Here is a 26,121-nt window from a genome sequence, read left to right as displayed (position 1 = left end):
AAAACTTGACCTACTTCAGTCCAGGCCCATGATCTGTTTGAGTTCCGTGCTCGACATGACGTGGCAGTAGATCATATTTATGATCTCGAGTTCCTTATGGTGAAGCTCGTCCGAGCCAGCCGCGCAGCAGTCCTCGACGACGACGACAGCGAAACTTTCATCCGCCAAGCTCCTCACCGTCGATGAGACACATTGGTCGGTAAAGATCCCGCAGCATACGACGGTCTTGATCCCGAGGTTGGTAAGGATAAGGCGCAGGTTCGTTCCCGTCAGTGCGCTATCCGTTGTCTTCGTCACGACGATTTCATCGCCGACGGGGGCAAGGTCCGGCACGATCTGCGACGGCAGCTCGTCCTTCGGCAGTAGCAGGTTGTTCCAGCCCGGCATCTTCTGCGATAGCGACCGGTCCCGCCCGTCTTTGGTGTGGCAGGCGATGCGGGCGAACAGGCATTCGATGCCGTTTTTGCGAAAGGTCGCGAGCAAATCCTTGGTTCGCGGCAGCACGGTTTGATGCATGCGGTCGTGGAAAGGCGTCCAGGCGTCGTACCGGCGTTGGTCTTCGGCCGAAAGCGACGCCCGGTCCGGCCGTTCGAGGTATGTGTTCTGGACGTCGATGATGAGGAGGGCGGTGTGGGCTTTGGAAAGGTCGGGATCGGCTGGCTCCGGCGCGCCGTCGTAATAAATGGACCGGTAGGCTGTCTTCCAGCTCATGCGTGACCTTTCAATATCGCTTCTTGTAGAGAGAGCGGCGCTCATAAACGTCTGCGGCTTCCTCGATGAAGGCCGCGACGCCGTTGGCGCCGTAGACCTCCCGCAGCTCCTTGGCGGCCGCCAGCAGTTCGTCCTTCGACCCCGCTCGTCCGGGGCGCAGCAGTTCGTAAGTCCGCATGATCACGTCCTGAGGCACGTCCACAAGCTCGGCGCCACGCTCGAAGTTGGCCGCCAGTGTCGGCCGCCCGGCGGCTTTCGCGACCTCAGCCTGCTGCCGCAGCGCCCGGCCCGTGATCCGTAGATCTTCAAGCCCGACCTTGTCAGTCAAGACTGCGTCAAGGCTGATATCATCGAGCGTTCTGCCGGTTTTCGTTTCGACGATGTCCGGGCGTCGCTCGGCCAGCGGATAATCGGCAACGGAAAGAGGTTTGTCGCTCATGCTGCCGCTCCGAGGAATTTGATGTCGATCTCTTCGGGCTCGGCGCCTTCGGATGTCATCTCGGTTTCGATGGCGTAAATCATCGAAACGCGGGCGTGGTAGCGAGAGCCCATGGCCTCCCCGCGCGTCGGCACGATCACGGGCTCCGGCATTTCGCCGCGCGCATAGGCGGCCGCGTTGAGGCCCATCCGCTCGTAATGGTCGAGCTTGGTAATCGGCGAGTTCGAGAACAGTTCAAGGTTATTATGCGGCAGCCGGTCCTTCTGGTGAATGACGGCCGTGCCCTTCGCCTGGATCCCGATCCCGACGCCGGACCCCGCCAGCCGAGCCGCGCTGAGGCCGAGAAACGATGTGTCAGCGGTATGCAGCATCCGCACGACCCTTGCCGTGCAGCCGCCTTCCGTGATTCCGCCGATCAACACCCGCAAAATGGCCGACAGCGGATGGCCCGCGACCGTCTGGAACAGCTTGACCCCGAATGCCGGGCTGATGCCGATGACGACCTCGCGTGGATTGCCGGTCACCGCTGCCGGTCCGACCGGACGATAGGCGATGCGGGTCACTTCAGCCGGACGATATTGCGCTTCGCCGCGGAGCACTTCCTGCCGGGTCAGCACATCGCGGATGGCGACCAGTTCCTCACGCCGGGCCTCGCTGACGCGGTAGCCCGTGCCTGGCCCCTGGTACTCGTTCGGATCATTGACGGCGCTGACGATCTTGCCGTCGCGGACGACAGCCGAGGTCTGCAGGTAGTCACCCGAGACCCGCAGGCGCACCAGCTTTAACAGGTTTTCCGCTTCATCGCGGAACCCGCGGGCCGCCAGCGCCTTGATGACATCAATGACCGTGATCGACCGCGCGAAGATTGTCTCGCTGATCTGCCCAACTTCCCGGCCCGAGAACGTCCGCGTCTCGTCCGAGCCGGATGCAGCAATAACGCTCTGCTTCATGTCGGAGGTCGGCTTGGCGAGCCCCAGCTCTTCGAGAACGGCGCTGATGGCATCAACCGCCCGGGCGCGAAGATCCATGATCTGCGCTTCGCCGACCGGCGTCAGCCCGCCGTCGGCCTCGAAGTCCCGCTGCAGAACCAGATAATCCTCCAGCTCTTCGCCGTTGAGCAGCGACGGGTTGAACGAGTTGTCGTACTTCAGGATCGAGCCGAAGCCCGAGCAGATGAGGTCCGATCCGGCGATCAGATACGGCAGGATTTTCGCGCCCACACGAATTTCGGATTCAGTCGCCCGTGCATCGTTGCCCGACGCGCATTCGAGGTCGAGCCAGACGGCAATCAGGTTCTCGGCCATCAGCTCGCGCATGCCGCCGGGAACCGTGCAGGTCACCGGCGCGCCATCAACGCCACCGTTCTGCGTGCCTTGCACGCCCATGGCGCGCTGGAGGCAGAGACAGCGGGCTTCGAGATAAAGCAGCGACTTGCGCTCGTGAAATCCCATCAACAACTCGGACCCGGCGCCCGACGTGCATCGCATCTTGATACCGCGCGACGCGTAAGCCGCAGCCAGAAACGCCTTCGACCAGGGCGTATCGTCGCCGTCGATGAAGCTCTTTTCAGTGCCGTAAACCGACAGCGTTTCCGCATACGAGGTGAAGCCCGCCATGCCGATCTTCAGCTCTTCGGCTTCCTCGCTCGAACACTGAAACAGCGTGCCCCAACGCCCGACCGACGCCCCCACCGCACAGGCGACGGCGTTGGACCACGAGTTCCGCGCCACCCGCATCGTCGTTTCGATCTCGTCGAACCCGAAGGCGACGGCCGTCGCCGCGTCGGCGGCCATCTGTAGCGGGTCGTCTTTGGCGTTGGTGACGTGCGCTTGGTTTCCGGGCGTCTGCCGCGCCCGCATCTTGCCGTAGGCGAACGCGATCTCTAGCGACGACAGATGCGCAACGACTTCGGCAAGCTTAGCGGGCGTCATGCCGTGCGCCAGCCTGACGAGCGTGCTGCGCGGCACGTTCATATCGACCAGCATCCGTGCCACCTCGATCGAAGGCATCGCCATCGCTTCCGGCGCAATTTCGGGATCGAGATGATATTTCGATATGAAGATGTCGATCATATCGAAGTCGCGGACGGCAACGCCATCCATGGACTCGACGACGCCTTTCCCCATCGCAATGCCTGGCTTGGGATCGTCGGGGCTCTTGAAAGCGGCAAAGCCGCTCGATGCGTCCTCGATAGCGAACTTGTCGAGACGCAGCGGCCGCTCGTCCCAGTCGGAAAACCGCTTCCAGCGATTGGCGCGAACGTGCGACTCTTCGGTCATGGCGTCTGTTCTCTGCGATGGCGGCATCGAATTGAATCGCAGTCACGATACCCCGGTATCCGTACCGGGATTTGACCCCAGCCGCCCTGAAGTTGACGTATTGCGCGCAAGGCCAATGGCGACCGAGCCGGCAAACTGAACAGACAATGCAATTGACGGTCAAGCTGCAAGACCGCGGGGCGCCTATATAGCCATTGGGAATGTGCCAAACGGCACCGCATTATGAAGGAGCCTCTCCGAGGTCCGCATGGAAGTCACAAAAAAAATCCTCGAGCTCAACGCCTTCGACATGAACGCGGCCGCGGGGCTCTCGCCGGAGGTGGTAACGCTGATCGGCCGACGGCGCGCGACCTTCGGCCCGACCTCCATGCTGTTCTACGAAAAGCCGCTCAACCTCGTGCGCGGCGAAGGCGTGTGGCTTCACGATGCCGACGGCACGCGTTACCTCGATGCCTATAACAATGTGCCGTCCGTCGGTCATTGCCACCCGCGCATCGTTGAGGCAGTTGCCCGCCAAATGGGCACGCTTAATACCCACACGCGCTATCTCTATTCGAACGTCTACACCTATGCGGAGCGATTGCTCGGGACGATGCCGGCCACCGTCTCGAATATCGTCTTCACCTGTACCGGCAGCGAAAGCGCCGACTTTGCCCTTCGCGTCGCCCGCGCGGTGACTGGCGGAACCGGCTTCATCGTTACCGACAACGCCTATCACGGCAACACCTCGGCCGTGACTGAAATCTCGCCATCCTCCGCCAGCGCCGAGCCTCGCCCGCCGTACGTTTTCGTCGTACCCGCACCCGACACCTATCGCGAGATTTCCGAAGCCGTCGGGCGGCGCTTGGCGCGAGACGTTCGCACGGCCATCGCGAAAATGAATGCCATCGGCATACGCTTTGCGGGCTTTATCGCCGACAGCATCTTTTCGAGCGACGGCGTCTTTCCCGGAGAACCCGGGTTCTTGAGAGAAACGCTGGAAGCCGTGCACGCGGCGGGCGGCGTTTACATCGCCGACGAAGTGCAACCGGGATTCGGCCGCACGGGCGAAAAAATGTGGGGCTTCGATCGGCATGGCCTCGTGCCGGACATGGTTGTCATGGGCAAACCCATGGGCAACGGCTTTCCGATGGGCGGTGTCGCCATAAAGCCCGACCTGCTCAAGACCTTCGGTGAGACGTCCGGCTATTTCAACACGTTTGGCGGCAATCCGGTCGCAGCCGCCGCGGGACTAGCCGTGTTGGATGTGCTGAAAGACGAAGGCCTGCAGCAGAACAGTTTCGAGACGGGTGCCTATCTGCGTTCGGAAATTCGCATCGCCGGTTCCGAGGGAGGCTGTATCGGCGACGTTCGTGGTGCCGGGCTCTATATCGGCGTCGACATCGTCAAGGACACGCAGACGCACGAACCCGATCGCGACACTGCCGAGAAAATCGTCAACGGCATGCGTGACCGCAACATCCTGATTGGCATAGCAGGCGGCCATGGGAACGTCTTGAAGATCCGTCCGCCGCTCTGCTTTAATCGCGAGCACGCCGATATCTTTCTCAACGGATTGAGGGGCGCGTTGGCCGACGCATCCTGACGACCCGCCGTGTTTCGTTTCAAGCAGGAGCCGTAATGCAATCGAAGCTTTTCATCGACGGAAAGTGGACCGACGCCCGTGAGGGCGGCACGCTCGACGTCATCAATCCCGCCGATGAGCGCGTGTTTCACAAGTGCGCGGCCGGAACGGCTGCGGATATAGACGCCGCAGTCGCCGCTGCCAAAGCCGCAATGGCCGGCCCTTGGTCACGCACCTCCGGCCATGATCGCGCCGGATATCTCCGCGCCATCGCAGCGAAAATCGAAGAGCAGAAGCAGGCACTGGCGGAAATCGAAGTCCGCGACAACGGCAAGCCGCTTCCCGAAGCACTTTGGGACGTGGGCGACGCCGCTTACTGCTTCAATCTCTATGCAACCTATGCCGAAGAGCTCGATGGCCGCCAAGGCGAAGTCATCGGCGTGCCGGACGAGCGCTTTCAGTCGCGCGTGAAATATATGCCGGCCGGCGTCGCGGGTCTCATCGTTCCGTGGAACTATCCGCTGTTGATGGCCGCCTGGAAAGTCGCGCCCGCGATTGCCGCCGGCTGCGCCGTTGTCTTGAAGCCATCGGAATATACGCCTTTAACGGCGCTGGAACTCGGCCGTATCGCCGCCGAAGTCGGCTTGCCTAACGGTGTGTTGAATGTCGTGACGGGTTACGGCGCTACCGCCGGCGCACGGCTGTCAACGCATCCAGACGTGCGCAAGCTGGCCTTTACCGGCTCGGTGCCGACCGGCATTGCCGTGGCATCCGCCGCGGCGCGTGATGTGAAAAGCGTCAGCCTGGAACTCGGCGGCAAATCGCCCATCGTTGTCTTTAATGACGCCGATATCGAGCAGACCGTCGAATGGGTGATGTTCGGCATTTTCTGGAACCAGGGACAGGTTTGCAGCGCGACCTCGCGTATGATCATTGAGAAAGGCATCGCGCCGAAGCTCATCGACCGCCTTTCGGAAGAAGCCAAGAAGATCACCATCGGTGATGGCATGGCGCCTGGCACGCTTCTGGGTCCGCTCGTCAGCAGGACGCAATACGACAAGGTCCTGAACTACATCGACGTCGGCAAGAACGAGGCGACGCTCGTGACGGGCGGCGGGCGGCCGTCGCATCTCAATGAGGGCTACTTCCTTGAGCCCACGATTTTCGCCGACGTGCCATCCAGCGCGCGCATCTGGAACGAAGAAATCTTCGGCCCCGTCCTCGTCGTTTCGACGTTCGAAACCGAAGACGAAGCCTTGAAGCTTGCCAACGACAGCGAGTTCGGTCTCGCCGCCGCCGTCATGTCGCAGGATCACAAGCGCGCCGAGCGCGTCGCCGATGCGTTTGAAGCGGGCGTCGTCTGGATCAACTGCTCGCAGCCGAACTTCCTCGAGCCGCCGTGGGGCGGCGTCAAGAAGAGCGGCATTGGCCGCGAACTCGGCACGTGGGGCCTCAACAACTTTTTGGAGCCCAAGCAGATCACGAAATATCTGAGCAGCGATCCGTGGGGTTGGTATCTGAAAGGCTGACGGCTCTCGCCGTTACGCCTTCAGGCGATAGCCCGTCCTGAAGATCCACCAGACGATGCCCATGCAGATCGCGAGAAACACAAAGATCATCAGCACGCTGACGCCGACATTCACATCCGAAATCTCATAGAAGCTCCAGCGGAAGCCGCTGATGAGATAGACGATGGGATTGAAAAGCGTCACCGTCTGCCAAGCGGGCGGCAGCATCTTGATGGAATAGAACGTGCCGCCCAGAAACACGAGCGGCGTGATGATGAGAAGCGGCACCGCTTGCAGCTTCTCGAAGCCGTCCGCCCAGACGCCGATGACGAACCCCAGCATGCTGAAGGTCGCGGCCGTCAGGATCAGAAAGCCCAGCATCCAGAACGGGTGCGCGATATGGATCGGCACGAACAGGCTCGCCGTCGCTAAAATAAGCAGCCCCAGCAGGACCGCTTTCGTCATCGCTGCGCCGACATAACCCAGCACGATCTCGAACGGCGAGATCGGCGCTGAGAGATGCTCATAGATCGTCCCGGTGAAGCGCGGAAAATAGATGCCGAACGAAGCGTTCGACGTACTTTCCGTCAATAGCGACAGCATCATCAATCCCGGCACGATAAACGCCGCATAGCTGACGCCCTCGATGTTCGATATCCGCGAGCCGATGGCCGCGCCGAATACGATAAAATAGAGCGAGGTCGAGAGGACGGGCGAAATTACGCTCTGCATGAACGTGCGTTTCCACCGCGACATCTCGAAGGTGTAGATGGCTCGAACGGCTTCGATGTTCATCGCTTTTCCTTCACGAGATCGACGAATATGTCTTCCAGCGAACTTTGCGTCGTCGACAGATCCTTGAACGTGATGCCGGCCGCGCGCATGTCGTTCAGCAGCGCCGTGATGCCGGTGCGCTCTGCGCGTGTGTCGTAGGTGTAGATCAGCTCGCTCTTGTCGGCTCCGAACTGCAGGCCGTAAGCACCGAGCGTTTCCGGAATAACGTCGACGGGAGCGGAAAGCTGCAGCTGAAGCTGCTTCTTGCCGAGCTTGCGCATCAGCTCGTTCTTTTCCTCGACAAGAATGATCTGCCCCTTGGCGATGACGCCGACGCGATCGGCCATCTCCTCGGCCTCTTCGATGTAGTGCGTGGTCAGGATAATGGTGACGCCCGTTGCGCGAAGTTCGCGAACGATGTTCCACATTTCGCGGCGAAGTTCGACGTCGACGCCGGCCGTCGGCTCATCGAGAAAAAGAATGCGCGGTTCATGCGCCAACGCTTTCGCGATGAGCAGACGCCGCTTCATGCCGCCGGAAAGCGTCATGATGCGCGCATCCTTCTTGTCCCACAGCGACAGGTCGCGCAGCACCTTTTCGACCAACGCCGGATTGCGCGGCTTGCCGAACAGGCCCCGGCTGAAATTGACGGTCGCCCACGGCGTCTCGAACATGTCGGTTGAGAGTTCCTGCGGCACCAGGCCGATCATCGCGCGAACGGCGCGATAGTCCGTGACGATATCCTTGCCATCGACGGTGATCCTCCCGGCTGACGGATTGACGATGCCGCAGATCGTGCTGATCAGAGTGGTCTTGCCTGCGCCGTTTGGACCGAGCAGAGCGAAGATCTCGCCCTGCTTGATCTCAAGATTGATATCTTTCAGGGCCGTGAAGCCGGAGGCGTAGGTTTTGGAGAGATCGGCAACGCGAATGATCGTTGTCATATTCAGGACTGTTCTGCTCTTTTGGCTGCGAGCGCCGGGAGGGGATCGCAGCCCAACCAGCATGTTGTCAATGGTATCCGCCTGCGACCCGGATAGTTTCGCCCGAGACCCAGCCGGAATTGTCCGAAGCGAGGAATAGCACGACTTTTGCGACATCATCGGGTTGTCCGATCCGGCCGAGAGGCGTTCCCGCAACCATCTGTTTCTCTAAATCGGTGCCAATGAGGCCGAGCGTATGAACACCTTCCGTTTCGACGGGGCCGGGAGCGATGCCGTTGACACGGATTTTTTTCGGACCGAGTTCCGCGGCGAGCACGCGTGTTACGGCGTCGATCGCCCCTTTAGTCGCCGAATACGAAACGGTTGTCGGCATTGAGGCGGTGCTCGCAATAGAGCTAACGTTGATGATGCTGCCGCCGTTCGGACCGAAATTCTTGAGTGCTTCTCGCGCTGTTAAGATGGTGCCGAGTACATTGATGTTGAAGAGACGATGAAACTCGTCTTCAGTCAACGCGTCGAGTGGTTGGAACGCGTAGACACCGGCATTGTTGACCAGAATATCCAGAGAACCGAACGCTTTTTTCGTCTCGGCGAAGATGTGCTCAACATCGGCCGCTTTCGCGACGTCGCCTTTGATGGCAATTGCTTTGCCGCCTTTGGCAGTAATGTCCGCGACCACGCGATCAGCGCCTTCTTTGCTCGATGCGTAGTTGACTGCAACCGCCGCGCCCGCTTCTGCCAATGTTCGTGAAATTTCAGCGCCGATGCCCTTCGACGCGCCAGTTACGATGGCCACTTTGCCTTGCAAGATGCCCATAGGGGTTCTCCTCCTATTGCTTGTTCGATTGTGAATCTTCGCGCCAATTATTTATTCAGCCGGAACGGGTGGGGCGTGACCGTGCGATTCGTGTGAATGCGCCACCGGAGCCAAGACATCGCCCGTATGCTTCAGCGGTCTGTTGCCGCTGAGCTTGCGCAGGATGACGTAGAACACCGGCGTCAGGAATATGCCGAATACCGTCACTCCGATCATGCCGGAAAACACGGCGACGCCCATGGCACGTCGCATTTCCGCGCCCGCTCCGATGGAAGTGACAAGCGGCACAACACCCATGATGAAGGCCATGGACGTCATCAAGATCGGCCGCAGCCTGAGCCTGCTTGCTTCAATCGCGGCCTGCACCGGATTGCGTCCGGCAAATTCCAGCTCTCGCGCAAATTCCACGATGAGAATGGCGTTCTTCGCCGACAAGCCCACGAGCACGATCAAACCGATCTGCGTGAAGACGTTATTGTCGCCGTGCGAAAGATAGACGCCCGTAATCGCCGCCAGCAAACCCATCGGCACGATAAGGATGATCGACAGCGGCAGCACGAGGCTTTCGTACTGCGCCGCAAGTACCAGGAAGACCAGGAACACAGACAGCGGGAAGACCCAGATGCCGGAGTTGCCAGCAAGAATTTCCTGATACGTGAGATCAGTCCACTCGAAGCCGATACCTTTGGGCAGCACCTGTGCCGCGATACGCTCGACGGCAGCCTTCGCTTGCCCCGACGAATATCCCGGCGCCGCGCCGCCATTGACGTCGGCCGTCAGGAAGCCGTTGTAACGCATGGCGCGTTCCGGTCCGGCAATCTGCTTGATGTTGAGCAACGCCGAAAGTTGAATCATCGCGCCGGAATTCGAACGGACTTTCAGCAAGCCGATGTCTTCCGGCCGCGCGCGATACTTCGCGTCCGCCTGCACGCGAACCGAATACGTGCGTCCGAATTTGTTGAAGTCGTTGACGTAGAGCGATCCGAGATAGATCTGCATCGTATCGAACACGTCTTGCACAGCGACGCCAAGCTGCCGCGCTTTCGTGCGGTCGATGGCGGCGTAAAGCTGCGGCACGTTCACCTGATAAGACGTGAAGATTCCCGCAAGTTCCGGCGCTTTGTTCAAGGCCGCCGTGAAATCCGTCATCGCCTTGGTCAGTGCGTCGTAGCCCAAGCCTGCGCGGTCTTCGACCTGCAGCTTGAAACCGCCAATGGTTCCGAGCCCCTGCACCGGCGGCGGCGGGAACATGACTATGAACGCATCTTTGATGACCGCATATTCCTGATTGAGCTTACCCGCGATGGCCGGGCCGCTGAGATCGGGCGATCGCCGCTCGGCAAAGGGTTTTAGCGTCGCAAAGACGATGCCGGAGTTGGAGCTATTGGTGAAACCGTTAATCGACAGGCCGGGGAACGCCACCGCGCTTTCGACGCCCGGCGTCTTCAACGTGATTTCGCTCATCTTACGAATGACGTCTTCCGTCCGGTCGAGCGTTGCACCATCGGGAAGCTGCGCAAAGCCGACGAGATACTGCTTGTCCTGTCCCGGCACGAAGCCGCCGGGGACCGACTGGAACAGACCGTAGGTTACGCCGATCAAGCCGAGATAGATGAAAAACGCCAGCGCCTTGTGGCCAAGGATGCGTTTGACGCCGCCGCTGTAGGCATCAGAGCCCCAGCTGAAGGCGCGGTTGAAGCGTCGGAAGAACCAGCCGAATGCGAAGTCCATGCCGCGCGTCAGCCAGTCCTTCGGCTCATCGTGTCCTTTGAGCAGAACGGCGGCGAGAGCAGGGGAGAGCGTCAGCGAATTGACGGCCGAGATCACCGTCGAGATCGCAATCGTCAACGCAAACTGCTTGTAGAATTGCCCTGTCAAACCTGTGATGAGCGCCAGTGGCACGAACACCGCGACGAGCACAAGCGCAATGGCGATGATCGGTCCGGACACCTCGCGCATGGCCTGAATGCTCGCGTCGCGCGCGGACAGGCCGTTCTCGATATTGCGTTCGACGTTTTCGACGACGACGATCGCGTCGTCCACCACAATGCCGATGGCGAGCACCAGCCCGAACAGCGTCAGCGCGTTGATCGAAAATCCGAACACATGCATCACCGCAAACGTGCCGATGATCGACACCGGAACGGCAATCAGCGGAATGATCGACGCACGCCACGTCTGCAGGAACAGAATAACAACGAGAACAACCAGCGCCACCGCTTCGAGCAGCGTGTGAATGACGGCCTCGATTGACGCCCGCACGAACTGCGTCGGATCGTAAACGATCCGGTAATCGACGCCTTCGGGCATGTACTTCTTCAGTTCCGCCATTGTCGCGCGGACGTTGTCTGAGATCTCGATGGCGTTCGAGCCGGGCGACTGGAAAATCGGAATAGCGACAGCCTGCTTGTTGTCGAGCAGCGAGCGTAACGAATAATCGGCGGCGCCAAGTTCAATGCGCGCAACATCGCGCAGGCGCGTCACCTGATTGTTATCACCTGCTTTGACGACAATGTTGCCAAACTCCTCTTCCGTCGTCAGGCGTCCTTGCGCATTGACGGAAAGCTGGAAATCGAGGTTCGGAAGCGACGGTGATGAGCCGACGACGCCTACGGCGGCTTGCACATTTTCGGCGCGCACGGCGTTGACAATGTCCATCGCAGAAAGGCCAAGCTCCGCAGCCTTCGCCGGATCGACCCAAACGCGCATCGAATAGTCGCCCGAGCCGAATAGCTGTACGTCGCCGACGCCGTTGATGCGCGCCAGGCGATCCTTGACGTTGATCACCGCGTAGTTGCGCAGATACGTCATGTCGTAGCGGTTGTTTGGCGACAGCAAGTGCACGACCATCGTCAGGTCGGGCGAACTTTTTACTGTTGTGATGCCGAGCGCGCGTACGTCTTCAGGCAGGCGCGGCTCCGCCTGTGCAACGCGGTTTTGTACCAGCTGTTGCGCCTTGTCGGGATCGGTCCCCAGACGGAACGTTACCGTGAGTGTCATCAAACCGTCGGTCGTCGCCTGGCTGCTCATATAGAGCATGCCTTCGACGCCGTTGACCTGCTCCTCGATTGGCGTCGCAACGGTCTCCGCAATCACCTTTGGGTTGGCGCCCGGATAGTTGGCGCGCACCACGACCTGCGGAGGGACGACCTCCGGATATTCCGAGATTGGCATTGCCGGCAGCGAGATCAGGCCGCCGAGAAAAATTAACGTCGACAGCACGCCCGCGAAGATCGGACGGTCGATAAAGAACTTCGAGATATTCATGACAAGCGTGCCTGACGAGGTTGGTATGAAGCCTTGCTGTGTTGAGGCTTTATTGTTGAGGAATGTCCGCGGACGCGTGCTCTTCCGTCAGCGGCTGGCCGTTCATTGCCACTGACTCCGGAGCCACTTCGTCGCCAGGCTTCACGTGCTGAAGACCCGCGACGATGATGCGATCGCCCGTATTGAGGCCTTTCGTGATGATGCGCAGATCGTCCGACATCGCGCCGAGCTTCACTTCGCGATAGACGGTCTTGTTGTCCGGGTTGACGATCATCACGTACTTTTTGTCTTGGTCCGTTCCGATCGCCCGTTCGCTGATCGCGACCACCGGCGCGGGTTGGAACCGGGCCAGCCGGACGCGAACGAATTGCCCGGCAATCAGCCGCCCATCGCTATTGTCGAAGCGCGCGCGCAGGCGCACGGTGCCGCTCCCGACGTCGACTTTATTGTCGACGAACTGAAGCGCGCCTGGCTGCCAGACGCCTTCGTTGATGGCAGTCGACATCTGGACGGCGATCTTCTCGACGTGCGCCGACGCGTTGGCTTCCGGCGAGAGCGTCGCAAGGGCGCGCGCGACGACGTTTTCATCGGCGTTGAAGCTCGCGTAGATCGGATTGACAGACACGAGCGTCGTCAGCAGCGGCGCGTTTGGCCCAGCCTCGACAAGATTGCCGACTGTAATCTCTCGACGCCCCACGCGCCCGGAAACCGGCGCGCGCACTTCCGTCCATTCGAGATTGAGTTTCGCAGTCCGCAGCGCCGCTTGCGCGCTTTTCAGATTGGCGACGGCCGCATCGTAGGCATTCGCGCGTGTATCGAGTTCGCGTTCGGAAAGCGCATCGCCGATGATCTGCCGTGCGCGCGCAACGTCGGCCTTGGTGAAGACTACCTGAGCTTGTGCAACCGCGACGACGCCGTTCAGCCGGTCCACCTCCGCAGCATATGGCGCTGGGTCGATCGTCACCAGCGAGTCGCCAGCCTTCACCATCGCGCCTTCACGGAAGTGAATGGCGACGATCTGCCCGGCGACGCGGGGGCGCAGATCGACACGCTCGACCGCTTCGAGGCGACCTGAGAATTCATCCCAGACGCTTGCCTCGCGCGCCTTGACGGTTGCGACCGAAACGGCGACCGGGGCGTGAGCCGGTGCCTCTTGCGCGAAAGTCGCGTCGAACGGCACGCCGACGAGTGCTATCGCGACTGCTGACGCCGCTAGGCCGTTCAAAAATTTGGATCGTGTTTTGCTGCTCATGATCGTCGATCTCTGCGAGGTTTGCTGGTCGCACGGACCCAAGACCGACCGTTGCCGGACCGGCCGTGCGCGCGAAAATTTGGGGAGCGAGAACGCCAGCCGCTGCGCCGGCTGCCGTTCTCGAACGGCTTCAGGAGAAATTGTCGAGGCTGAGCCCCGGATGCCAACGGTCGTCACGCTCGCTGAATTCAGTCGGCGTCGGCGCCTGGCGATATCCACAGGCGGATACAACAAACGGGACGTGATCCTCGTCGGCCATTGTCTCGCCGCCGCGACCGGCGAACCATCCTGTCAAACCCCGAAGGGCCGCTGCGGTCGTAAAAGTGAGAGAGCTTTTCATGACGAGCGCGTTCCCTATATATATACTGAGCGGTACGGATATAGGTCGCGGTAAGGTGCTGTCAACTACTATTTGTACTGATGAGTACGTAAATGTATAGTGGGTCGGCGAAGAAAACGAAGTTCGGGAGAGAAGCGGTGCAAAAAGAAGCGGTGCATAAAGGCCGCCCGCGCGAGTTCGACGTCGAAAAGGCGCTCGACAAGGCGCTCCACGTCTTCTGGCAGCATGGCTATGAGGGCGCCTCTCTGTCGGACCTGACGGAGGCCATGGGCATCAGTCGCCCAAGTCTCTACGCGGCCTTCGGCAACAAGGAGGAGCTTTTTCGCCGCGCTCTTGACCGCTATGCCGAAAAGGGCCCGGGCGCGGTCCAGTCGGAAGCCCTAGCCGAACCGACCTCTAGAAAGGTCGTCGAACATCTTCTGCATTCGGTCGTGATGTCGCTGACCGACCCCTGTAATCCCGCCGGATGCCTGGCCGTACAAGGCGCACTGACGTGCAGCTCGGCTGCGGAATCGATCAAGCAGGAGCTTTGCAAACGCCGTTCCGAAGCTGAGGAAAATCTCCGCTGTCGCTTTGAGAAAGCCAAGGCTGAGGGCGATCTTGGCGCCGATTCAGATCCTGCCGCTCTCGCGCGTTATGTCTCGACCGTGACTCAGGGCATGTCGGTGCAGGCCTCGGGTGGTGCTTCTCGCAATGAGCTGCTCGCCGTCGCGGAGATGGCCCTGAAGGCCTGGCCAGCCTGATGGCGGACATGCCGAGAACCGCGCTTGCCTGCGGCGGCCGGGTCTTGTAGGTCGCGCCAGGCACGGCCACGTCTCTTCACAACTGAAAATAATCTGCGGAGCATGCGCTTATGGCGAATGGCTTGATCACGCGTCTCGTCGGAAACCGATCTCGCCGAGTGGGTTTCAACGCAGCAGCTTTCTTCCTCGCCGCGCTGGCGATATCGCCGCTGTCGGCAGTCGATCGCGCGTCGGCCGACGAAACCTGTCCTGACGGCAATACAGGCCTCAAGTTGCCCAAGGGGTTCTGCGCCACGATTTTCGCCGACAATGTCGGCTCGCCCCGCCACTTGGCCGTTTCCGCCGATAACGTCGTTTACGCCAACAACCAGAAATCGTTGCTTGCGCTCAAAGACACGAAGGGTGTGGGGCACGCCGATGTCATCGAAAAATTCGGGCCGCCCGGCGAGGGCGGCACGGGCATCGGCGTTTACAGGAATTGGCTTTATGCTGAGATCGGTGATGAGATCGTTCGCTATCAGTTGAAACCCGGCGAGATCGCTCCAACCAGCAAGCCGGAGGCGATTGTTTCGCAATTGCCTATCGACGGCGATCACCGGCCGCGCCCGTTCGCAATCACGCCTAAAGGCGAGATGTTCGTCGATCTCGGCTCGGCGACGAATTCTTGTCAGGAAGAGAACCGCACCAAAGGGTCTCCCGGCATCGACCCGTGCACAGAGCTTGAAACGCGCGCCGGTATTTGGCGTTTCGATGCCGATACGCCGGGCCAGATCTTCTCATCCGCTCAGCGTTACGCGACAGGTCTGCGAAACGCCGAAGGCATCGACTACGGCGCAGACGGCCGCCTCTACGCCACCCAGCATGGGCGCGATCAGCTTTCTCAAACTTGGCCGAAGCTTTACTCATCCGAGCAAAGCTCCGATCTTCCGGCCGAAGAACTCGTCGAAGTGCGCGATGGCGGCGACTACGGCTGGCCGTATTGTTATTACGACGGTTTTCAGAAAAAACTGGTCCTCGCACCGGAATACGGCGGTGATGGCGGCAAGGCCGTTGGGCGCTGCGCCGACAAACTCCCGCCGGTTGCCGCCTACCCAGGACACTGGGCGCCGAACGATCTGAAAATCTATAAGGCGAAGCAGTTCCCTGACACATATCAGGGCGGCGCATTCATCGCCTTCCACGGTTCGTGGAATCGGTCGTCCGGCGGCCAGCAGGGCTATAATGTCGTCTTCCAGCCGTTGAAGGATGGCAAAGCCTCTGGCCCGTATATCATTTTTGCTGATGGCTTCCGGAACGGAGACGGAACAGGCGTCGAGCATCGTCCCACAGGGCTTGCAGTCGGTCCCGACGGTGCGCTTTACGTTGCCGACGACGCTGCCGGCCGCATCTGGCGGATCGTCTACAAAGGCTGACGTTTTAGATCGTATTCGCGAGCGGGGCGCGGAGACTTGGCAGCAAAAGACATCGCGTTCCTGACAGGCGCTTCGGGCTTTGTCGGCTCGGCCGTCGCGCGCAAACTTCTCGACGAAGGGTTTGCGGTGCGCGCGCTCGTTCGTAAGAGCAGCAATCGCGCTAATCTCGCAGACATTCCGCTCGACGTCGTCGAAGGCGATATCCGCGATGCGGCTCTCGTCGAAAGGGCCATGCAGGGCGCGCGTTACGTCTTCCACGTCGCCGCCGACTATCGCCTGTGGGCGCTCGATCCTGAGGAGATCGTCAGAACTAATACGGAAGGCACGCGCGCCATCATGAGTGCCGCGCAGAAGGCCGGCGCCGAACGGATCGTCTACACATCGAGCGTCGCCACCCTGCGTTTGGCGGGTGATGGCACGCCGTCGGACGAAACGATGCCGCTCAAGGCAGAAGACGCCATCGGCGCCTACAAGAAAAGCAAAGTGCTGGCCGAGCGTCTCGTCGAACGCATGATTGCCGACGACGACCTGCCGGCAGTTATCGTTAATCCCTCCACACCGATCGGCCCCCGCGACGTGCGGCCAACGCCGACCGGCCGCATCGTAGTCGAGGCTGCGGTCGGACGGATGCCCGCCTACGTCGAGACGGGCCTGAACCTGGTCCACGTCGATGATGTCGCGGACGGTCACGTTGCCGCCTTGAAGAAGGGGCGAATTGGCGAGCGATATATCTTGGGGGGCCAAGACATGACGCTCGGGCAAATGCTCGCTGAAATTGCGCAACTCGCCGGACGCCGCGCGCCGACGATCAAGCTGCCGCGTGAGCTGATCTATCCGATCGCCTATGGCGCCGAACTCGCCGCCCGCGTGACGGGCCGCGAGCCTTTCGCGACTGTCGATGGCTTGCGCATGGCGAAGTACAAAATGTTCTTCTCCTCCGCGAAGGCGGAGCGCGAGCTTGGCTATCGGGCGCGTCCGGCGCGCGAAGCTTTGGCTGAAGCCTTCAATTGGTTTCAGCGCGCGGGGTACCTCAAGTGACCGCGCTGACCGTCATCGCGAGTATCGGCCTCGCCGCGTGGCTCTACCTTCTTCTTTTCAACGGCGGCTTCTGGCTGAGCAGCGAACGCGAGGAAGCTGAGCAGAACAAATATCCTGAACCCAAAGTTTGGCCGCGTGTCACAGCCGTTATCCCGGCACGTAACGAAGCCGATATGCTGCCAGGATCTCTGACGTCGCTCGTTAAGCAGGATTATCCCGGCGCCTTTTCGATCGTCCTTGTCGATGACCAGAGCACCGACGGGACCGCCGACGTCGCTCGTGCCATTGCCGCGGCGTCGAACCGCGAGATTACCATCGTCAGCGGCGCACCGCTGCCGCCACGCTGGACCGGCAAAGTCTGGGCCATGCATCAAGGCATCGCGACGGCATCGGCAGGAGACGCGCCGCCGGAATACCTGCTCTTGACGGATGCCGACATCGGCTATCGTCCCGATGTTCTGAAATCGCTGGTCGTTGGCTCGACCGCGAAGGGCCGCGCCATGACGTCCGTGATGGCCAAGCTCAAATGTGACAGCCTCGCCGAGCGGTGGCTGGTCCCCGCCTTCATCTTCTTTTTCGAGATGCTTTACCCGTTCCGTCGCGTCAACCGGCGCGCTGATCGCACCGCCGCCGCAGCGGGCGGCTGCATGCTTGTCGAACGCACTGCACTTGAGCGCGCAGGCGGCATCGCTGGCATCCGCGGCGCCCTTATCGACGACTGTGCGCTCGGAAAACTGTTGAAAACGCAGGGTCCGATTTGGCTTGGACTTTCCGACCGTGTCCTGAGCCTCAGACCCTATGAGACCTTCGAAGATATTCGCCGAATGGTTGCGCGATCGGCCTATGCCCAGTTGCGTTATTCGCCGGTTTTGCTGGTTGGAACGGTCCTCGCGATGCTCGCAATTTATGTTGCGCCGCCCGCTCTGGCTGTACTCGCCGCCTATCCAGCGAATATGCTCGCTGCCGTAACGTACCTATTGATGTTTATCGCATATCAGCCGACGTTGCGCTTTTACAACCGTTCGCCACTTTGGGGCTTGGCGCTACCACTTATTGCGACGGTGTATGTGGGTTTCACGTTAGATTCGGCGTATCAGCATGTACGGGGTCGAGGCGGTCTGTGGAAGGGCCGCGTTCAAGCCGAAGTAGGGCGGCAATGACAGTCGATACGAAGTACAAATCCGGCAAGTCGGAGGGTGACGAGAACTTTCCCGTCGCTTCGCGTATCGTCGCTGCGCGCCATCGCGCGCCGATCCTGGCGTTCTACCGTTTTGCTCGCGCCGCTGACGACGCCGCCGACCATCCGACGCTCGATCCGCAATCGAAGCTTTCGATCCTTGATGCACTTGAAGACACGCTGCTCGGTCGTTCCGATGCTGCAACGGATGCGATCGCGCTGCGCGAGCAGCTGCAGCTTCGAAACCTCAGCTCGCAACATGCGCTCGATCTTTTGAAAGCCTTCCGCCAGGACGTCACGAAGCTCCGCTACGAGACGTGGGAAGAACTTCTCGATTATTGCCGCTATTCGGCGATGCCGGTCGGCCGCTTCGTGCTCGATGTCCACGGCGAGTCCAAGTCGACGTGGCCGGCATCGGACGCGTTGTGCGCAGCACTGCAGATCATCAATCATCTGCAGGACTGCGCGAAGGACTATCGCAATATCGACCGCGTCTACATTCCGCGAATGGATCTCGCCGCGCATGGTATCGGTGTCGAAGCGTTGGCGGAGCCGCAGGCATCTCCCGCGCTTCTGGCGTGTATCCACGCTCTGGCCGAGCGAACCGAGACGCTGATGCCCGATGCCGCGTTGCTTCCGCCGGGCGTTTCCGATCTTCGTCTTGCCGCCGAGACGTCTATCATTGTTGAACTCGCGCGCAAGCTGATTGCCATTTTGAAAACGCGCGATCCACTGTCGGAGAGCGTGCATCTGTCAAAATTGCAGGCGGCGATGGTCGCTTCACGCGCCACAGCTGTTACGGTCGCGAGCCGGGCTCTTGCACGTTTCGCGTTTTCGAAGTCGACGGGGATGATGCCGCATGAGCGCTGAAGTTGATACCTTGAGTGCCGAAGACGTTCCGGCAGCGGCAAGCAGCTCATTCTATGCCGCGATGCGGGTGCTCCCGCGCTCGCAACGGGATGCGATGTATCACGTTTACGCCTTTTGCCGGGCGGTCGATGACGTCGCCGACAACGGCGGCTCGCGCGAGGTGCGCCACGCCGACCTCGAACGCTATCGCACCGACATTGAGCAATTGTACGCTACCGGCCGCACGACGCCGCGCACGCGCGATCTGCTCGTGCCGATCCGGCAATATGGTCTTCTGATGGACGATTTCATCGCCGTCATTGACGGCATGGAAATGGACATCCTCCGCGATCTACGCGCGCCGGAATGGAAAGTTCTCGATCTCTATTGCGATCGCGCCGCCTCTGCGGTCGGACGTCTGTCGGTGCGCATTTTCGGCATGGACGAGAAGCCTGGGATCGAGCTGTCGCACAATCTCGGCCGTGCTTTGCAGTTGACGAACATTCTGCGCGACATCGACGAAGACGCCGCGATGGGCCGCCTCTATTTGCCCAAGGAAGCGCTGCGTGATGCCGGTATCGACGACACATCGATTGACGGCATTCTTGCTAATCCGACATTGGATCGTGTCTGTCGCGGCATCGCCGAGATCACACGGAAATACTACGATCGCTCCGAAGCGATTATGGCCGCCGCGCCGCGTCGCGCAGTGCGGTCGCCGCGCATGATGGCGACGGTCTATCGCGGCATTCTCGAAAAGCTGATCGCCCGTGGCTGGAAAGCGCCGCGCGTGGACGTGCGTCGTTCGAAGCGCACCGTCATCTGGGCGGTTCTGCGTGACGGCATCTTCTGAATGACGAGCGGCACCGTTCACATCGTCGGGGCCGGTCTCGCCGGCCTTTCGGCGGCGGTTGCGCTGGTCGGTCAAGGACAAAAGGTCGTCGTCCACGAACTCGCGCGCCACGCAGGCGGCCGCTGTCGATCCTATTTCGAGCCGGCGCTCGGAATGACGATCGATAACGGCAATCATCTTCTGCTGTCGGGAAACGCCAGCGCGCTTGCCTTTCTCGACAAAGTCGGCGGCAGGCATCTTCTCGATGAGCCGCAGCACGCCGAATTCCATTTCTTCGACCTCGCTGCCAAAAACAGCTGGGTGCTGCGGCCGAACGACGGCCCTGTGCCGTGGTGGATATTCAGCAAGGACCGCCGCGTGCCGCAGACGCGGGCGAGAGACTATCTTCGTCTCGGCCGCCTCTTGAAGGCCGCGCCATGCGAAACGGTCACGGAAAAGATCGACTCGAACTCGGTGCTCTATAAGCGGCTGATGGAGCCGGTACTGCTTGCGGCGTTGAATTGCGATCCTAAGGAAGGGTCGGCGCAACTCGCAGCTGCCGTCATTCGCGAAACGCTCGGGCGGGGCGGCAAGGCCTGCCGTCCGCTGTTCGCCGCCAATGGTCTCGGACCCGCGCTCGTCGATCCAGCAATTGCATTCATCGAGAAAAACGGTGGCGAAGTACGCTTCGATCATTCTCTCCGCGCCATCGAATGGCAGGACGCGCGCGCTCGCGCCCTGCAATTCGACGACGGCCGGGTCGAGTTTGGTCGCGACGACCGCATCGTCCTCGCCGTACCGGCCTGGGTGGCGAAAACGCTTGTCCCCGAATTGCGCGTGCCGACCAAATACCGTTCGATCTTCAACGCCCACTTCGCGTATCCATCGCCGAAAGGCGTGCCGAAGATTACCGGCGTCATCAATGCCACGACGGAATGGCTGTTTGCCTTCGACGACAGGCTATCGGTAACGGTTAGCTCAGCCGATCGATTCAACGAAGCCGAGCGCGAGCCACTCGCCCGCCGCATCTGGTCCGAGGTTGCGACAATCGCCGGGATCGACGCCAACCTTCCGCGATGGCAGATCGTCAAGGAACGCCGTGCGACTTTTGCGGCAACGCCGGACGAGAATACCTTGCGACCTCGCGCGCAAACGCACTGGAAAAACCTTTTTCTTGCCGGAGATTGGACCGCCACCGGCCTTCCCGCGACAATTGAGGGCGCGATAAGGTCAGGCGAAACCGCTGCCAAACTGGCGATGGCGACACAACTCTGATACGACGCTCGGACTTCTGGAGAGCCCGAAATGACTTTCGAATCCACATCGCAATCTACGCGCTTGGCGTCTGAGATCACGGCACGTGAGTTGACGCCGTCGGAGATCGAAGGCGCGATCGCGGCGGCGAAAAATGCTCTCCTTGCGCTCCAGCGCGATGACGGCCATTTCGTCTTCGAGCTTGAAGCCGACGCGACGATTCCCGCCGAATACGTTCTGATGCGCCACTATCTTGCTGAGCCGGTCGATGCCGTGCTCGAAGGCAAGATCGCCAACTATCTTCGCCGTATCCAGTCGGAGGACGGCGGCTGGCCGCTGGTTCACGACGGGGCGTCCAACATCAGCGCCAGCGTCAAGGCTTACTTCGCTCTGAAGATGATCGGTGTCGGCATCGACGAGCCGTACATGAAGAAAGCGCGCGGCTGGATCTTGTCGCAAGGCGGCGCCTCACACAGCAACGTCTTTACGCGCAACCTGCTCGCTCTTTTCGGCGTCATTCCGTGGACGGGCGTTCCGGTGATGCCGGTCGAGATCATGGTGCTGCCGCGCTGGTTTCCGTTTCACCTCGACAAGATTTCCTATTGGGCCCGCACCGTTGTCGTTCCGCTGACGGTCTTGAATGCCTTGAAGCCGAAAGCGCGCAATCCGCTTGGCGTCGGCATCGCCGAGCTTTTCACCATTCCGCCGGACGAGGTGAAGGTCTGGCCAAAAGGGCCGCATCAGAAATCTCCGTGGTCCGAAATCTTCGGCGCCATCGACCGCGTCTTGCGCTTCACCGAACCACACTTCCCGAAGTCGCTACGCAAGAAGTCCATCGATAAGGCTGTCGCGTTTGTCGATGAGCGTTTGAACGGCGAGGATGGGCTCGGTGCGATCTTCCCGGCGATGGTCAACGCACTGCTCGTTTACGATGCGCTCGGTTATTCCAAGGATCATCCGAACTATCAGACCGCGCGCGGCTCGATCGAAAAGCTTGTTACCGTCAACGACGATGAAGCCTACTGCCAGCCATGCCTCTCGCCGGTTTGGGATACGGCGCTGTCGGCCCATGCACTGATGGAAGTCGGGGACGCCGAAACCGAGGCTGCCTCCGACCGCGCGTTGCAGTGGTTGAAGCCTTTGCAGGTACTCGACACCGTGGGCGACTGGGCAGCGACGCGTCCGAACGTCCGTCCCGGCGGCTGGGCGTTCCAATATGCAAACCCGCACTATCCCGATACCGACGATACCGCCGTCGTGGCAATGGCGATGGATCGCACGCTGGGGCGTACCCAGCAGCCTGACACGACGTATCGCGAAGCCATTTCGCGTGCCCGCGAGTGGATCGTCGGCATGCAGAGCAAGAATGGCGGCTGGGGCGCATTCGATGCCGATAACACCTACGAATATCTGAACCAGATCCCCTTTTCCGATCACGGCGCGCTGCTCGATCCGCCGACGGCAGACGTCACCGCGCGCTGCCTGTCCATGCTGGCTCAACTCGGTGACCGTCCCGGGAACTGCTACGAACTCGATAGGGGGATCGCGTATCTCAAGTGCACCCAGGAAAAGGACGGCAGCTGGTACGGCCGCTGGGGAATGAACTATATCTACGGCACGTGGTCAGTGCTGTGTGCGCTAAACGCTGCCGGTGTCGAGCCGTCTTCGAGCGTCGTGCGCAAGGCCGTCGATTGGCTGCTTGCTATTCAGAACAAGGACGGCGGCTGGGGCGAAGACAGCGAAAGCTACAGGCTCGATTATCGCGGTTACGAAGCGGCGCCTAGCACCGCGTCTCAAACTGCCTGGGCGCTGATGGGTCTGATGGCCGCCGGTGAGATCGACAACCCGGCCGTGAAAAAAGGTATCGCCTATCTCACGTCGACCCAAGCCTCGGACGGCTTCTGGAATGAGAAGCGTTTTACGGCGACAGGCTTTCCCCGCGTCTTCTATCTCCGCTATCACGGCTATTCGAAGTTCTTCCCGATGTGGGCACTAGCACGCTATCGTAACTTGAAGGCCTCCAACGCCAAGGCCGTGCTCGTCGGGATGTAAGGTGGCTCTAGGTTTCGTCATCGCCGCAACGGGATTGAAGGCTGAGGCGCGCATCGCCGAGCAGCCGGGACGCGTGAAAGCCGTTATCGGTGGTGGCCGCGAAGACCGCCTCGCAACGCTACTTCAAGAGGGCCTGTCGGAAAGCACGCGCGGCCTTATCAGCTTTGGCATAGCGGGCGGGCTCCGGCCCGGACTGAAGCCCGGCACAATCATCGTCGGCACGTCGGTGCTGCACAGTAGCGGCAGGATCTATCCAGCAGATGTGCGCTGGAGCGATCGGCTGTTCGAGGCTCTACCGAACGCCGAAAGCGGTCCGGTTACAGGTTCGAGCACCATCATCGCCAATCGCGACGAGAAGCACGCGATCTATCTCAAATCTGGTGCCTTTGCGGCCGATATGGAAAGTCACGTCGTGGCGCAGATGGCCGCCGAGAGGGGACTACCGTTTGCGGTCCTGCGAGTGATAGCCGACCCGTCGACGCTGAGCCTGCCGCCCGCAGCCGTCAACGGTCTCAATCCGGACGGCTCGCCGAACATTCCGGCCGTTTTGAAATCGCTCGCGACGCAACCGAGCCAGCTATGGGACATCATCCGCATAGCCGGCGCGACGCGTCGCGCGATGAAGAGCCTACTCCGCTGCCACCGGCTTCTGGGCCCGGGCCTCGGCTGCGCTGATCTCAGCTAGCTTGTTCTCGACATGCCGTGAGAACACGAACTCAGCTGGACGCTGCTTGTCGAGTGCGATTTCGGGCGCCATCGGACCGTCCGTCTTGACGCCGCGAAGCGCAACCGCCGCGATCTTCCACGGCTTCTTGACGGCATCCATGACCGCAGTTGCTTCGAAGCCCGAATGCACCATGCAGTCGGCGCACTTCTCGTAGTTGCCGGTGCCGTACTTGTCCCAGTCCGTGCTTTCCATCAGCTCCTTGAAGGTTTTCGTATAACCTTCGCCGAGCAGATAGCAGGGCTTCTGCCAGCCGAACACGGTGCGCGTCGGGTTGCCCCACGGCGTGCAATTGTAGGTCTGATTGCCCGCGAGGAAGTCGAGGAACAGCCCCGACTGGAAGAACGGCCAAGCGCGTCCGCCCCTGCCGAGCTTGAAGATGTCGCGGAACAGTTGCTTCGTCTTCGTGCGGTTGAGGAAGTGCTGCTGATCGGGCGCGCGCTCGTAGGCGTAGCCTGGCGAGATCGTGACGCCGCCGATATCGAGCTTCTTCATCTCGTCGAGGAAACTCGCGACCTGCTCGGCCTTGGCGTCGCTGAACAGAGTCGTGTTGATGTTGACGCGGAAGCCTTTTGCCTTGGCAACCTTGATCGCTTCCACAGCGCGATCATAGACGCCCTTTTGGCAAACGGAACGGTCATGCATCTCCTTGTCGCCGTCGAGATGGATCGACCAGTTGAAATTCTTGTGCGGCTTGTAGAGATGAATTTTTTTCTCAAGCAGCAGCGCGTTCGTGCACACCGTGACGAACTTGCCCTTCTTGAGCGCACCTTCGACGATCTCCGGCAGCTCTTTGTGCAGCAATGGTTCGCCGCCAGCCAGCACGACGACCGGCGCGCCGCATTCGTCCATCGAATGCAAAGCATCGGCGACGGAAATGCGCTGGTTCAAAATCTTGTCGGGATAATCGATCTTGCCGCAGCCCGCGCACGCGAGGTTGCAGCGAAAGAGCGGCTCGAGCATCAGCACGAGCGGATAGCGCTTGTTCCCCCTGAGGTGCTGTCCGATGACGTAGGCACCCACAGACAAAGCTTGGTTTAGCGGAATTCCCACCCCAACGGGCTCCTTCTAGTGAGGCTCGAACCAGCAGGCGTCCCGGTCATGATGCTTCGAGCAATTCAGGCGGCAGGCGGAAGGTTATCTTTTCTTCGACGCCGTCAAGCGTCTCGATTTCGATTGGCCCCGCCTTACCTATCGCAGCTAATACGTCCTGGACAAGGACGTCAGGCGCCGAGGCACCCGCAGTTACGCCGACCGTCGCAACTCCGGCGAGCCAAGCCAAATCGACTTCGCTGCCGTCGGCGACGAGATAACTTGGAACCCCACATTCCGACCCGATTTCCCTCAGGCGGTTCGAGTTCGAGCTGTTGCTCGCCCCGACCACCAGCAAAAGCTCGACATGCCGGCAAAGGTCCCGCACTGCCGTCTGCCGATTTTGCGTGGCATAGCAGATGTCACGCGTTTCCGGCCCAATTACGTCCGTGAACCGCTTTTTGACGGCCTCGATCGTCGACCGGGTATCATCGACGCTGAGCGTCGTCTGGGTGATGTAGGCGACGGGGGTATCATCCGGAATATCGAGTTTCGCGACATCCTCGCCGTTTTCCACAAGGTAAACGGGACCGGAGATGCGCCCCAATGTCCCTTCGATCTCGACGTGCCCAGCATGCCCGATCAGGATGATCGTTCTGCCCAGTGACGAATAGCGCTGGCCCTGCTTATGGACCTTCGAGACGAGGGGGCAGGTCGCATCGACGACATTAAGACGACGAAGGCGCGCCTCGTCCTCGACGGAATGGGAAACGCCGTGAGCACTGAAGATCGTGACGGAGCCGTTCGGCACGTCCGCTAGGTCCTCGACAAAACGGGCGCCCTTGGCCTTCAAATCTTCGACGACGTGCCGGTTGTGGACGATTTCGTGGCGCACATAAACAGGCCCATCACGATGAGCAAGTGCGCGCTCGACGGTGTCGATCGCACGAACGACGCCTGCGCAAAATCCCCGGGGCTGTGCCAGAATCACTTTCATGCAGAAACCCCCCGTTTTCTGCCAACCGGGCATCGCCGTTGCGGGCTTCAGCCTTAAATCCGTACGTCAAAGACTGATAACTTTGACGTGCCCACCCTCTAATACTTCTGACATTA

At 60.6% G+C, this 26,121-nt stretch carries 22 protein-coding genes; 11 read left to right on the top strand and 11 right to left on the bottom strand.

The window, feature by feature from the left end; all coding sequences use genetic code 11:
• Window positions 1-15 precede the first annotated feature (15 nt).
• The 3 genes from RLW41_RS05700 to RLW41_RS05690 are packed head-to-tail and all read right to left on the bottom strand — an operon-like array spanning window position 16 to window position 3,429.
• Entirely contained in the window at window positions 16-711 is a 696-nt protein-coding gene (locus RLW41_RS05700) for a cysteine hydrolase family protein (RefSeq protein ID WP_414463867.1), read from the bottom strand.
• A 10-nt stretch (window positions 712-721) separates the two neighbouring features.
• On the bottom strand, window positions 722-1,150 hold the full coding sequence (locus tag RLW41_RS05695; protein ID WP_409560966.1) for a diol dehydratase small subunit: 429 nt from the start codon (window positions 1,148-1,150) through the stop codon (window positions 722-724).
• The gene (locus tag RLW41_RS05690; protein ID WP_414463866.1) at window positions 1,147-3,429 is read right to left on the bottom strand and encodes a propanediol/glycerol family dehydratase large subunit; all 2,283 of its coding nucleotides are present in this window, start codon (window positions 3,427-3,429) and stop codon (window positions 1,147-1,149) included. Before RLW41_RS05690 ends, RLW41_RS05695 begins: the two co-directional genes overlap by 4 nt.
• Window positions 3,430-3,676: 247 nt before the next feature.
• On the opposite strand from RLW41_RS05690, the gene RLW41_RS05685 reads away from it, so the two are divergent.
• Complete coding sequence (locus RLW41_RS05685; protein WP_414463865.1) at window positions 3,677-5,014, top strand: aspartate aminotransferase family protein; 1,338 nt, start codon at window positions 3,677-3,679, stop codon at window positions 5,012-5,014.
• Between the two features lie 35 nt (window positions 5,015-5,049).
• Complete coding sequence (locus RLW41_RS05680) at window positions 5,050-6,522, top strand: aldehyde dehydrogenase family protein (RefSeq protein WP_414463864.1); 1,473 nt, start codon at window positions 5,050-5,052, stop codon at window positions 6,520-6,522.
• Between the two features lie 12 nt (window positions 6,523-6,534).
• Here RLW41_RS05680 and RLW41_RS05675 read toward each other — a convergent pair whose 3' ends face one another.
• The 6 genes from RLW41_RS05675 to RLW41_RS05650 all read right to left on the bottom strand — a co-directional run bounded on the left by RLW41_RS05675 (window position 6,535) and on the right by RLW41_RS05650 (window position 13,895).
• Window positions 6,535-7,296, bottom strand: coding sequence for an ABC transporter permease (locus tag RLW41_RS05675; RefSeq protein ID WP_414463863.1), 762 nt, complete (start codon window positions 7,294-7,296; stop codon window positions 6,535-6,537).
• Window positions 7,293-8,219 (bottom strand): ABC transporter ATP-binding protein, encoded by a 927-nt coding sequence (locus RLW41_RS05670; protein ID WP_414463862.1) that lies wholly within the window; start codon window positions 8,217-8,219, stop codon window positions 7,293-7,295. Before RLW41_RS05670 ends, RLW41_RS05675 begins: the two co-directional genes overlap by 4 nt.
• A 67-nt stretch (window positions 8,220-8,286) precedes the next feature.
• Window positions 8,287-9,036 carry an SDR family NAD(P)-dependent oxidoreductase gene (locus tag RLW41_RS05665; protein WP_414463861.1) on the bottom strand — a complete coding sequence of 250 codons (750 nt, stop codon included), beginning with the start codon at window positions 9,034-9,036 and terminating at the stop codon, window positions 8,287-8,289.
• Between the two features lie 51 nt (window positions 9,037-9,087).
• Complete coding sequence (locus tag RLW41_RS05660) at window positions 9,088-12,303, bottom strand: efflux RND transporter permease subunit (protein WP_409560959.1); 3,216 nt, start codon at window positions 12,301-12,303, stop codon at window positions 9,088-9,090.
• 49 nt (window positions 12,304-12,352) lie between these two features.
• Window positions 12,353-13,555: an efflux RND transporter periplasmic adaptor subunit gene (locus tag RLW41_RS05655; protein ID WP_414463860.1), complete on the bottom strand. Its 1,203-nt coding sequence runs from the start codon at window positions 13,553-13,555 to the stop codon at window positions 12,353-12,355.
• A 130-nt stretch (window positions 13,556-13,685) separates the two neighbouring features.
• Complete coding sequence (locus tag RLW41_RS05650; RefSeq protein ID WP_414463859.1) at window positions 13,686-13,895, bottom strand: hypothetical protein; 210 nt, start codon at window positions 13,893-13,895, stop codon at window positions 13,686-13,688.
• A 92-nt stretch (window positions 13,896-13,987) separates the two neighbouring features.
• On the opposite strand from RLW41_RS05650, the gene RLW41_RS05645 reads away from it, so the two are divergent.
• The 9 genes from RLW41_RS05645 to RLW41_RS05605 all read left to right on the top strand — a co-directional run bounded on the left by RLW41_RS05645 (window position 13,988) and on the right by RLW41_RS05605 (window position 23,937).
• Window positions 13,988-14,638, top strand: a complete 651-nt coding sequence (locus RLW41_RS05645) for a TetR/AcrR family transcriptional regulator (protein ID WP_414463858.1) — start codon at window positions 13,988-13,990, stop codon at window positions 14,636-14,638.
• Between the two features lie 110 nt (window positions 14,639-14,748).
• Window positions 14,749-16,050, top strand: coding sequence for a PQQ-dependent sugar dehydrogenase (locus RLW41_RS05640; RefSeq protein WP_414463857.1), 1,302 nt, complete (start codon window positions 14,749-14,751; stop codon window positions 16,048-16,050).
• 36 nt (window positions 16,051-16,086) lie between these two features.
• Window positions 16,087-17,088, top strand: coding sequence for a hopanoid-associated sugar epimerase (gene hpnA / locus RLW41_RS05635; protein ID WP_414463856.1), 1,002 nt, complete (start codon window positions 16,087-16,089; stop codon window positions 17,086-17,088).
• Window positions 17,085-18,248: a glycosyltransferase gene (locus tag RLW41_RS05630; protein WP_414463855.1), complete on the top strand. Its 1,164-nt coding sequence runs from the start codon at window positions 17,085-17,087 to the stop codon at window positions 18,246-18,248. Before hpnA ends, RLW41_RS05630 begins: the two co-directional genes overlap by 4 nt.
• Window positions 18,245-19,135 (top strand): squalene synthase HpnC, encoded by an 891-nt coding sequence (hpnC, locus tag RLW41_RS05625; protein WP_414463854.1) that lies wholly within the window; start codon window positions 18,245-18,247, stop codon window positions 19,133-19,135. The genes RLW41_RS05630 and hpnC overlap by 4 nt, the downstream gene beginning before the upstream one ends.
• On the top strand, window positions 19,125-19,967 hold the full coding sequence (gene hpnD, locus RLW41_RS05620; RefSeq protein WP_414463853.1) for a presqualene diphosphate synthase HpnD: 843 nt from the start codon (window positions 19,125-19,127) through the stop codon (window positions 19,965-19,967). Before hpnC ends, hpnD begins: the two co-directional genes overlap by 11 nt.
• Entirely contained in the window at window positions 19,968-21,221 is a 1,254-nt protein-coding gene (gene hpnE, locus RLW41_RS05615; RefSeq protein ID WP_414463852.1) for a hydroxysqualene dehydroxylase HpnE, read from the top strand. It abuts the gene before it with no gap.
• Between the two features lie 30 nt (window positions 21,222-21,251).
• Window positions 21,252-23,252, top strand: coding sequence for a squalene--hopene cyclase (shc, locus tag RLW41_RS05610; protein WP_414463851.1), 2,001 nt, complete (start codon window positions 21,252-21,254; stop codon window positions 23,250-23,252).
• A gap of 1 nt (window position 23,253) precedes the next feature.
• On the top strand, window positions 23,254-23,937 hold the full coding sequence (locus RLW41_RS05605; protein ID WP_414463850.1) for a phosphorylase: 684 nt from the start codon (window positions 23,254-23,256) through the stop codon (window positions 23,935-23,937).
• Here RLW41_RS05605 and hpnH read toward each other — a convergent pair.
• Both hpnH and ispH read right to left on the bottom strand, forming a co-directional pair.
• The gene (gene hpnH / locus RLW41_RS05600) at window positions 23,881-25,029 is read right to left on the bottom strand and encodes an adenosyl-hopene transferase HpnH (RefSeq protein WP_414463849.1); all 1,149 of its coding nucleotides are present in this window, start codon (window positions 25,027-25,029) and stop codon (window positions 23,881-23,883) included. The genes RLW41_RS05605 and hpnH overlap by 57 nt on opposite strands.
• Window positions 25,030-25,075: 46 nt before the next feature.
• Window positions 25,076-26,005, bottom strand: a complete 930-nt coding sequence (gene ispH, locus RLW41_RS05595; RefSeq protein ID WP_409560947.1) for a 4-hydroxy-3-methylbut-2-enyl diphosphate reductase — start codon at window positions 26,003-26,005, stop codon at window positions 25,076-25,078.
• Window positions 26,006-26,121 lie beyond the last annotated feature (116 nt).

The organism is Hyphomicrobium sp. DY-1, from assembly GCF_047497105.1.
Taxonomy (GTDB): Bacteria; Pseudomonadota; Alphaproteobacteria; order Rhizobiales; family Hyphomicrobiaceae; genus Hyphomicrobium_B.
The sequence above is the reverse complement of the archived record's forward strand: the minus strand, read 5'-3'. Positions and strand labels throughout refer to the sequence as shown.

Excerpts from the sequence above, each read along its gene's own strand:
- RLW41_RS05665 (WP_414463861.1), bottom strand. The coding sequence starts at position 9,036 with ATGGGCATCTTGCAAGGCAAAGTGGCCATCGTAACTGGCGCGTCGAAG.
- RLW41_RS05690 (WP_414463866.1), bottom strand. The coding sequence starts at position 3,429 with ATGACCGAAGAGTCGCACGTTCGCGCCAATCGCTGGAAGCGGTTTTCC.
- hpnD (WP_414463853.1), top strand. The coding sequence starts at position 19,125 with ATGAGCGCTGAAGTTGATACCTTGAGTGCCGAAGACGTTCCGGCAGCG.
- RLW41_RS05650 (WP_414463859.1), bottom strand. The coding sequence starts at position 13,895 with ATGAAAAGCTCTCTCACTTTTACGACCGCAGCGGCCCTTCGGGGTTTG.
- RLW41_RS05685 (WP_414463865.1), top strand. The coding sequence starts at position 3,677 with ATGGAAGTCACAAAAAAAATCCTCGAGCTCAACGCCTTCGACATGAAC.
- shc (WP_414463851.1), top strand. The coding sequence starts at position 21,252 with ATGACTTTCGAATCCACATCGCAATCTACGCGCTTGGCGTCTGAGATC.
- hpnE (WP_414463852.1), top strand. The coding sequence starts at position 19,968 with ATGACGAGCGGCACCGTTCACATCGTCGGGGCCGGTCTCGCCGGCCTT.
- RLW41_RS05655 (WP_414463860.1), bottom strand. The coding sequence starts at position 13,555 with ATGAGCAGCAAAACACGATCCAAATTTTTGAACGGCCTAGCGGCGTCA.
- RLW41_RS05675 (WP_414463863.1), bottom strand. The coding sequence starts at position 7,296 with ATGAACATCGAAGCCGTTCGAGCCATCTACACCTTCGAGATGTCGCGG.
- RLW41_RS05700 (WP_414463867.1), bottom strand. The coding sequence starts at position 711 with ATGAGCTGGAAGACAGCCTACCGGTCCATTTATTACGACGGCGCGCCG.
- RLW41_RS05645 (WP_414463858.1), top strand. The coding sequence starts at position 13,988 with ATGTATAGTGGGTCGGCGAAGAAAACGAAGTTCGGGAGAGAAGCGGTG.
- ispH (WP_409560947.1), bottom strand. The coding sequence starts at position 26,005 with ATGAAAGTGATTCTGGCACAGCCCCGGGGATTTTGCGCAGGCGTCGTT.
- RLW41_RS05695 (WP_409560966.1), bottom strand. The coding sequence starts at position 1,150 with ATGAGCGACAAACCTCTTTCCGTTGCCGATTATCCGCTGGCCGAGCGA.
- RLW41_RS05660 (WP_409560959.1), bottom strand. The coding sequence starts at position 12,303 with ATGAATATCTCGAAGTTCTTTATCGACCGTCCGATCTTCGCGGGCGTG.
- RLW41_RS05670 (WP_414463862.1), bottom strand. The coding sequence starts at position 8,219 with ATGACAACGATCATTCGCGTTGCCGATCTCTCCAAAACCTACGCCTCC.
- RLW41_RS05680 (WP_414463864.1), top strand. The coding sequence starts at position 5,050 with ATGCAATCGAAGCTTTTCATCGACGGAAAGTGGACCGACGCCCGTGAG.
- RLW41_RS05640 (WP_414463857.1), top strand. The coding sequence starts at position 14,749 with ATGGCGAATGGCTTGATCACGCGTCTCGTCGGAAACCGATCTCGCCGA.
- hpnC (WP_414463854.1), top strand. The coding sequence starts at position 18,245 with ATGACAGTCGATACGAAGTACAAATCCGGCAAGTCGGAGGGTGACGAG.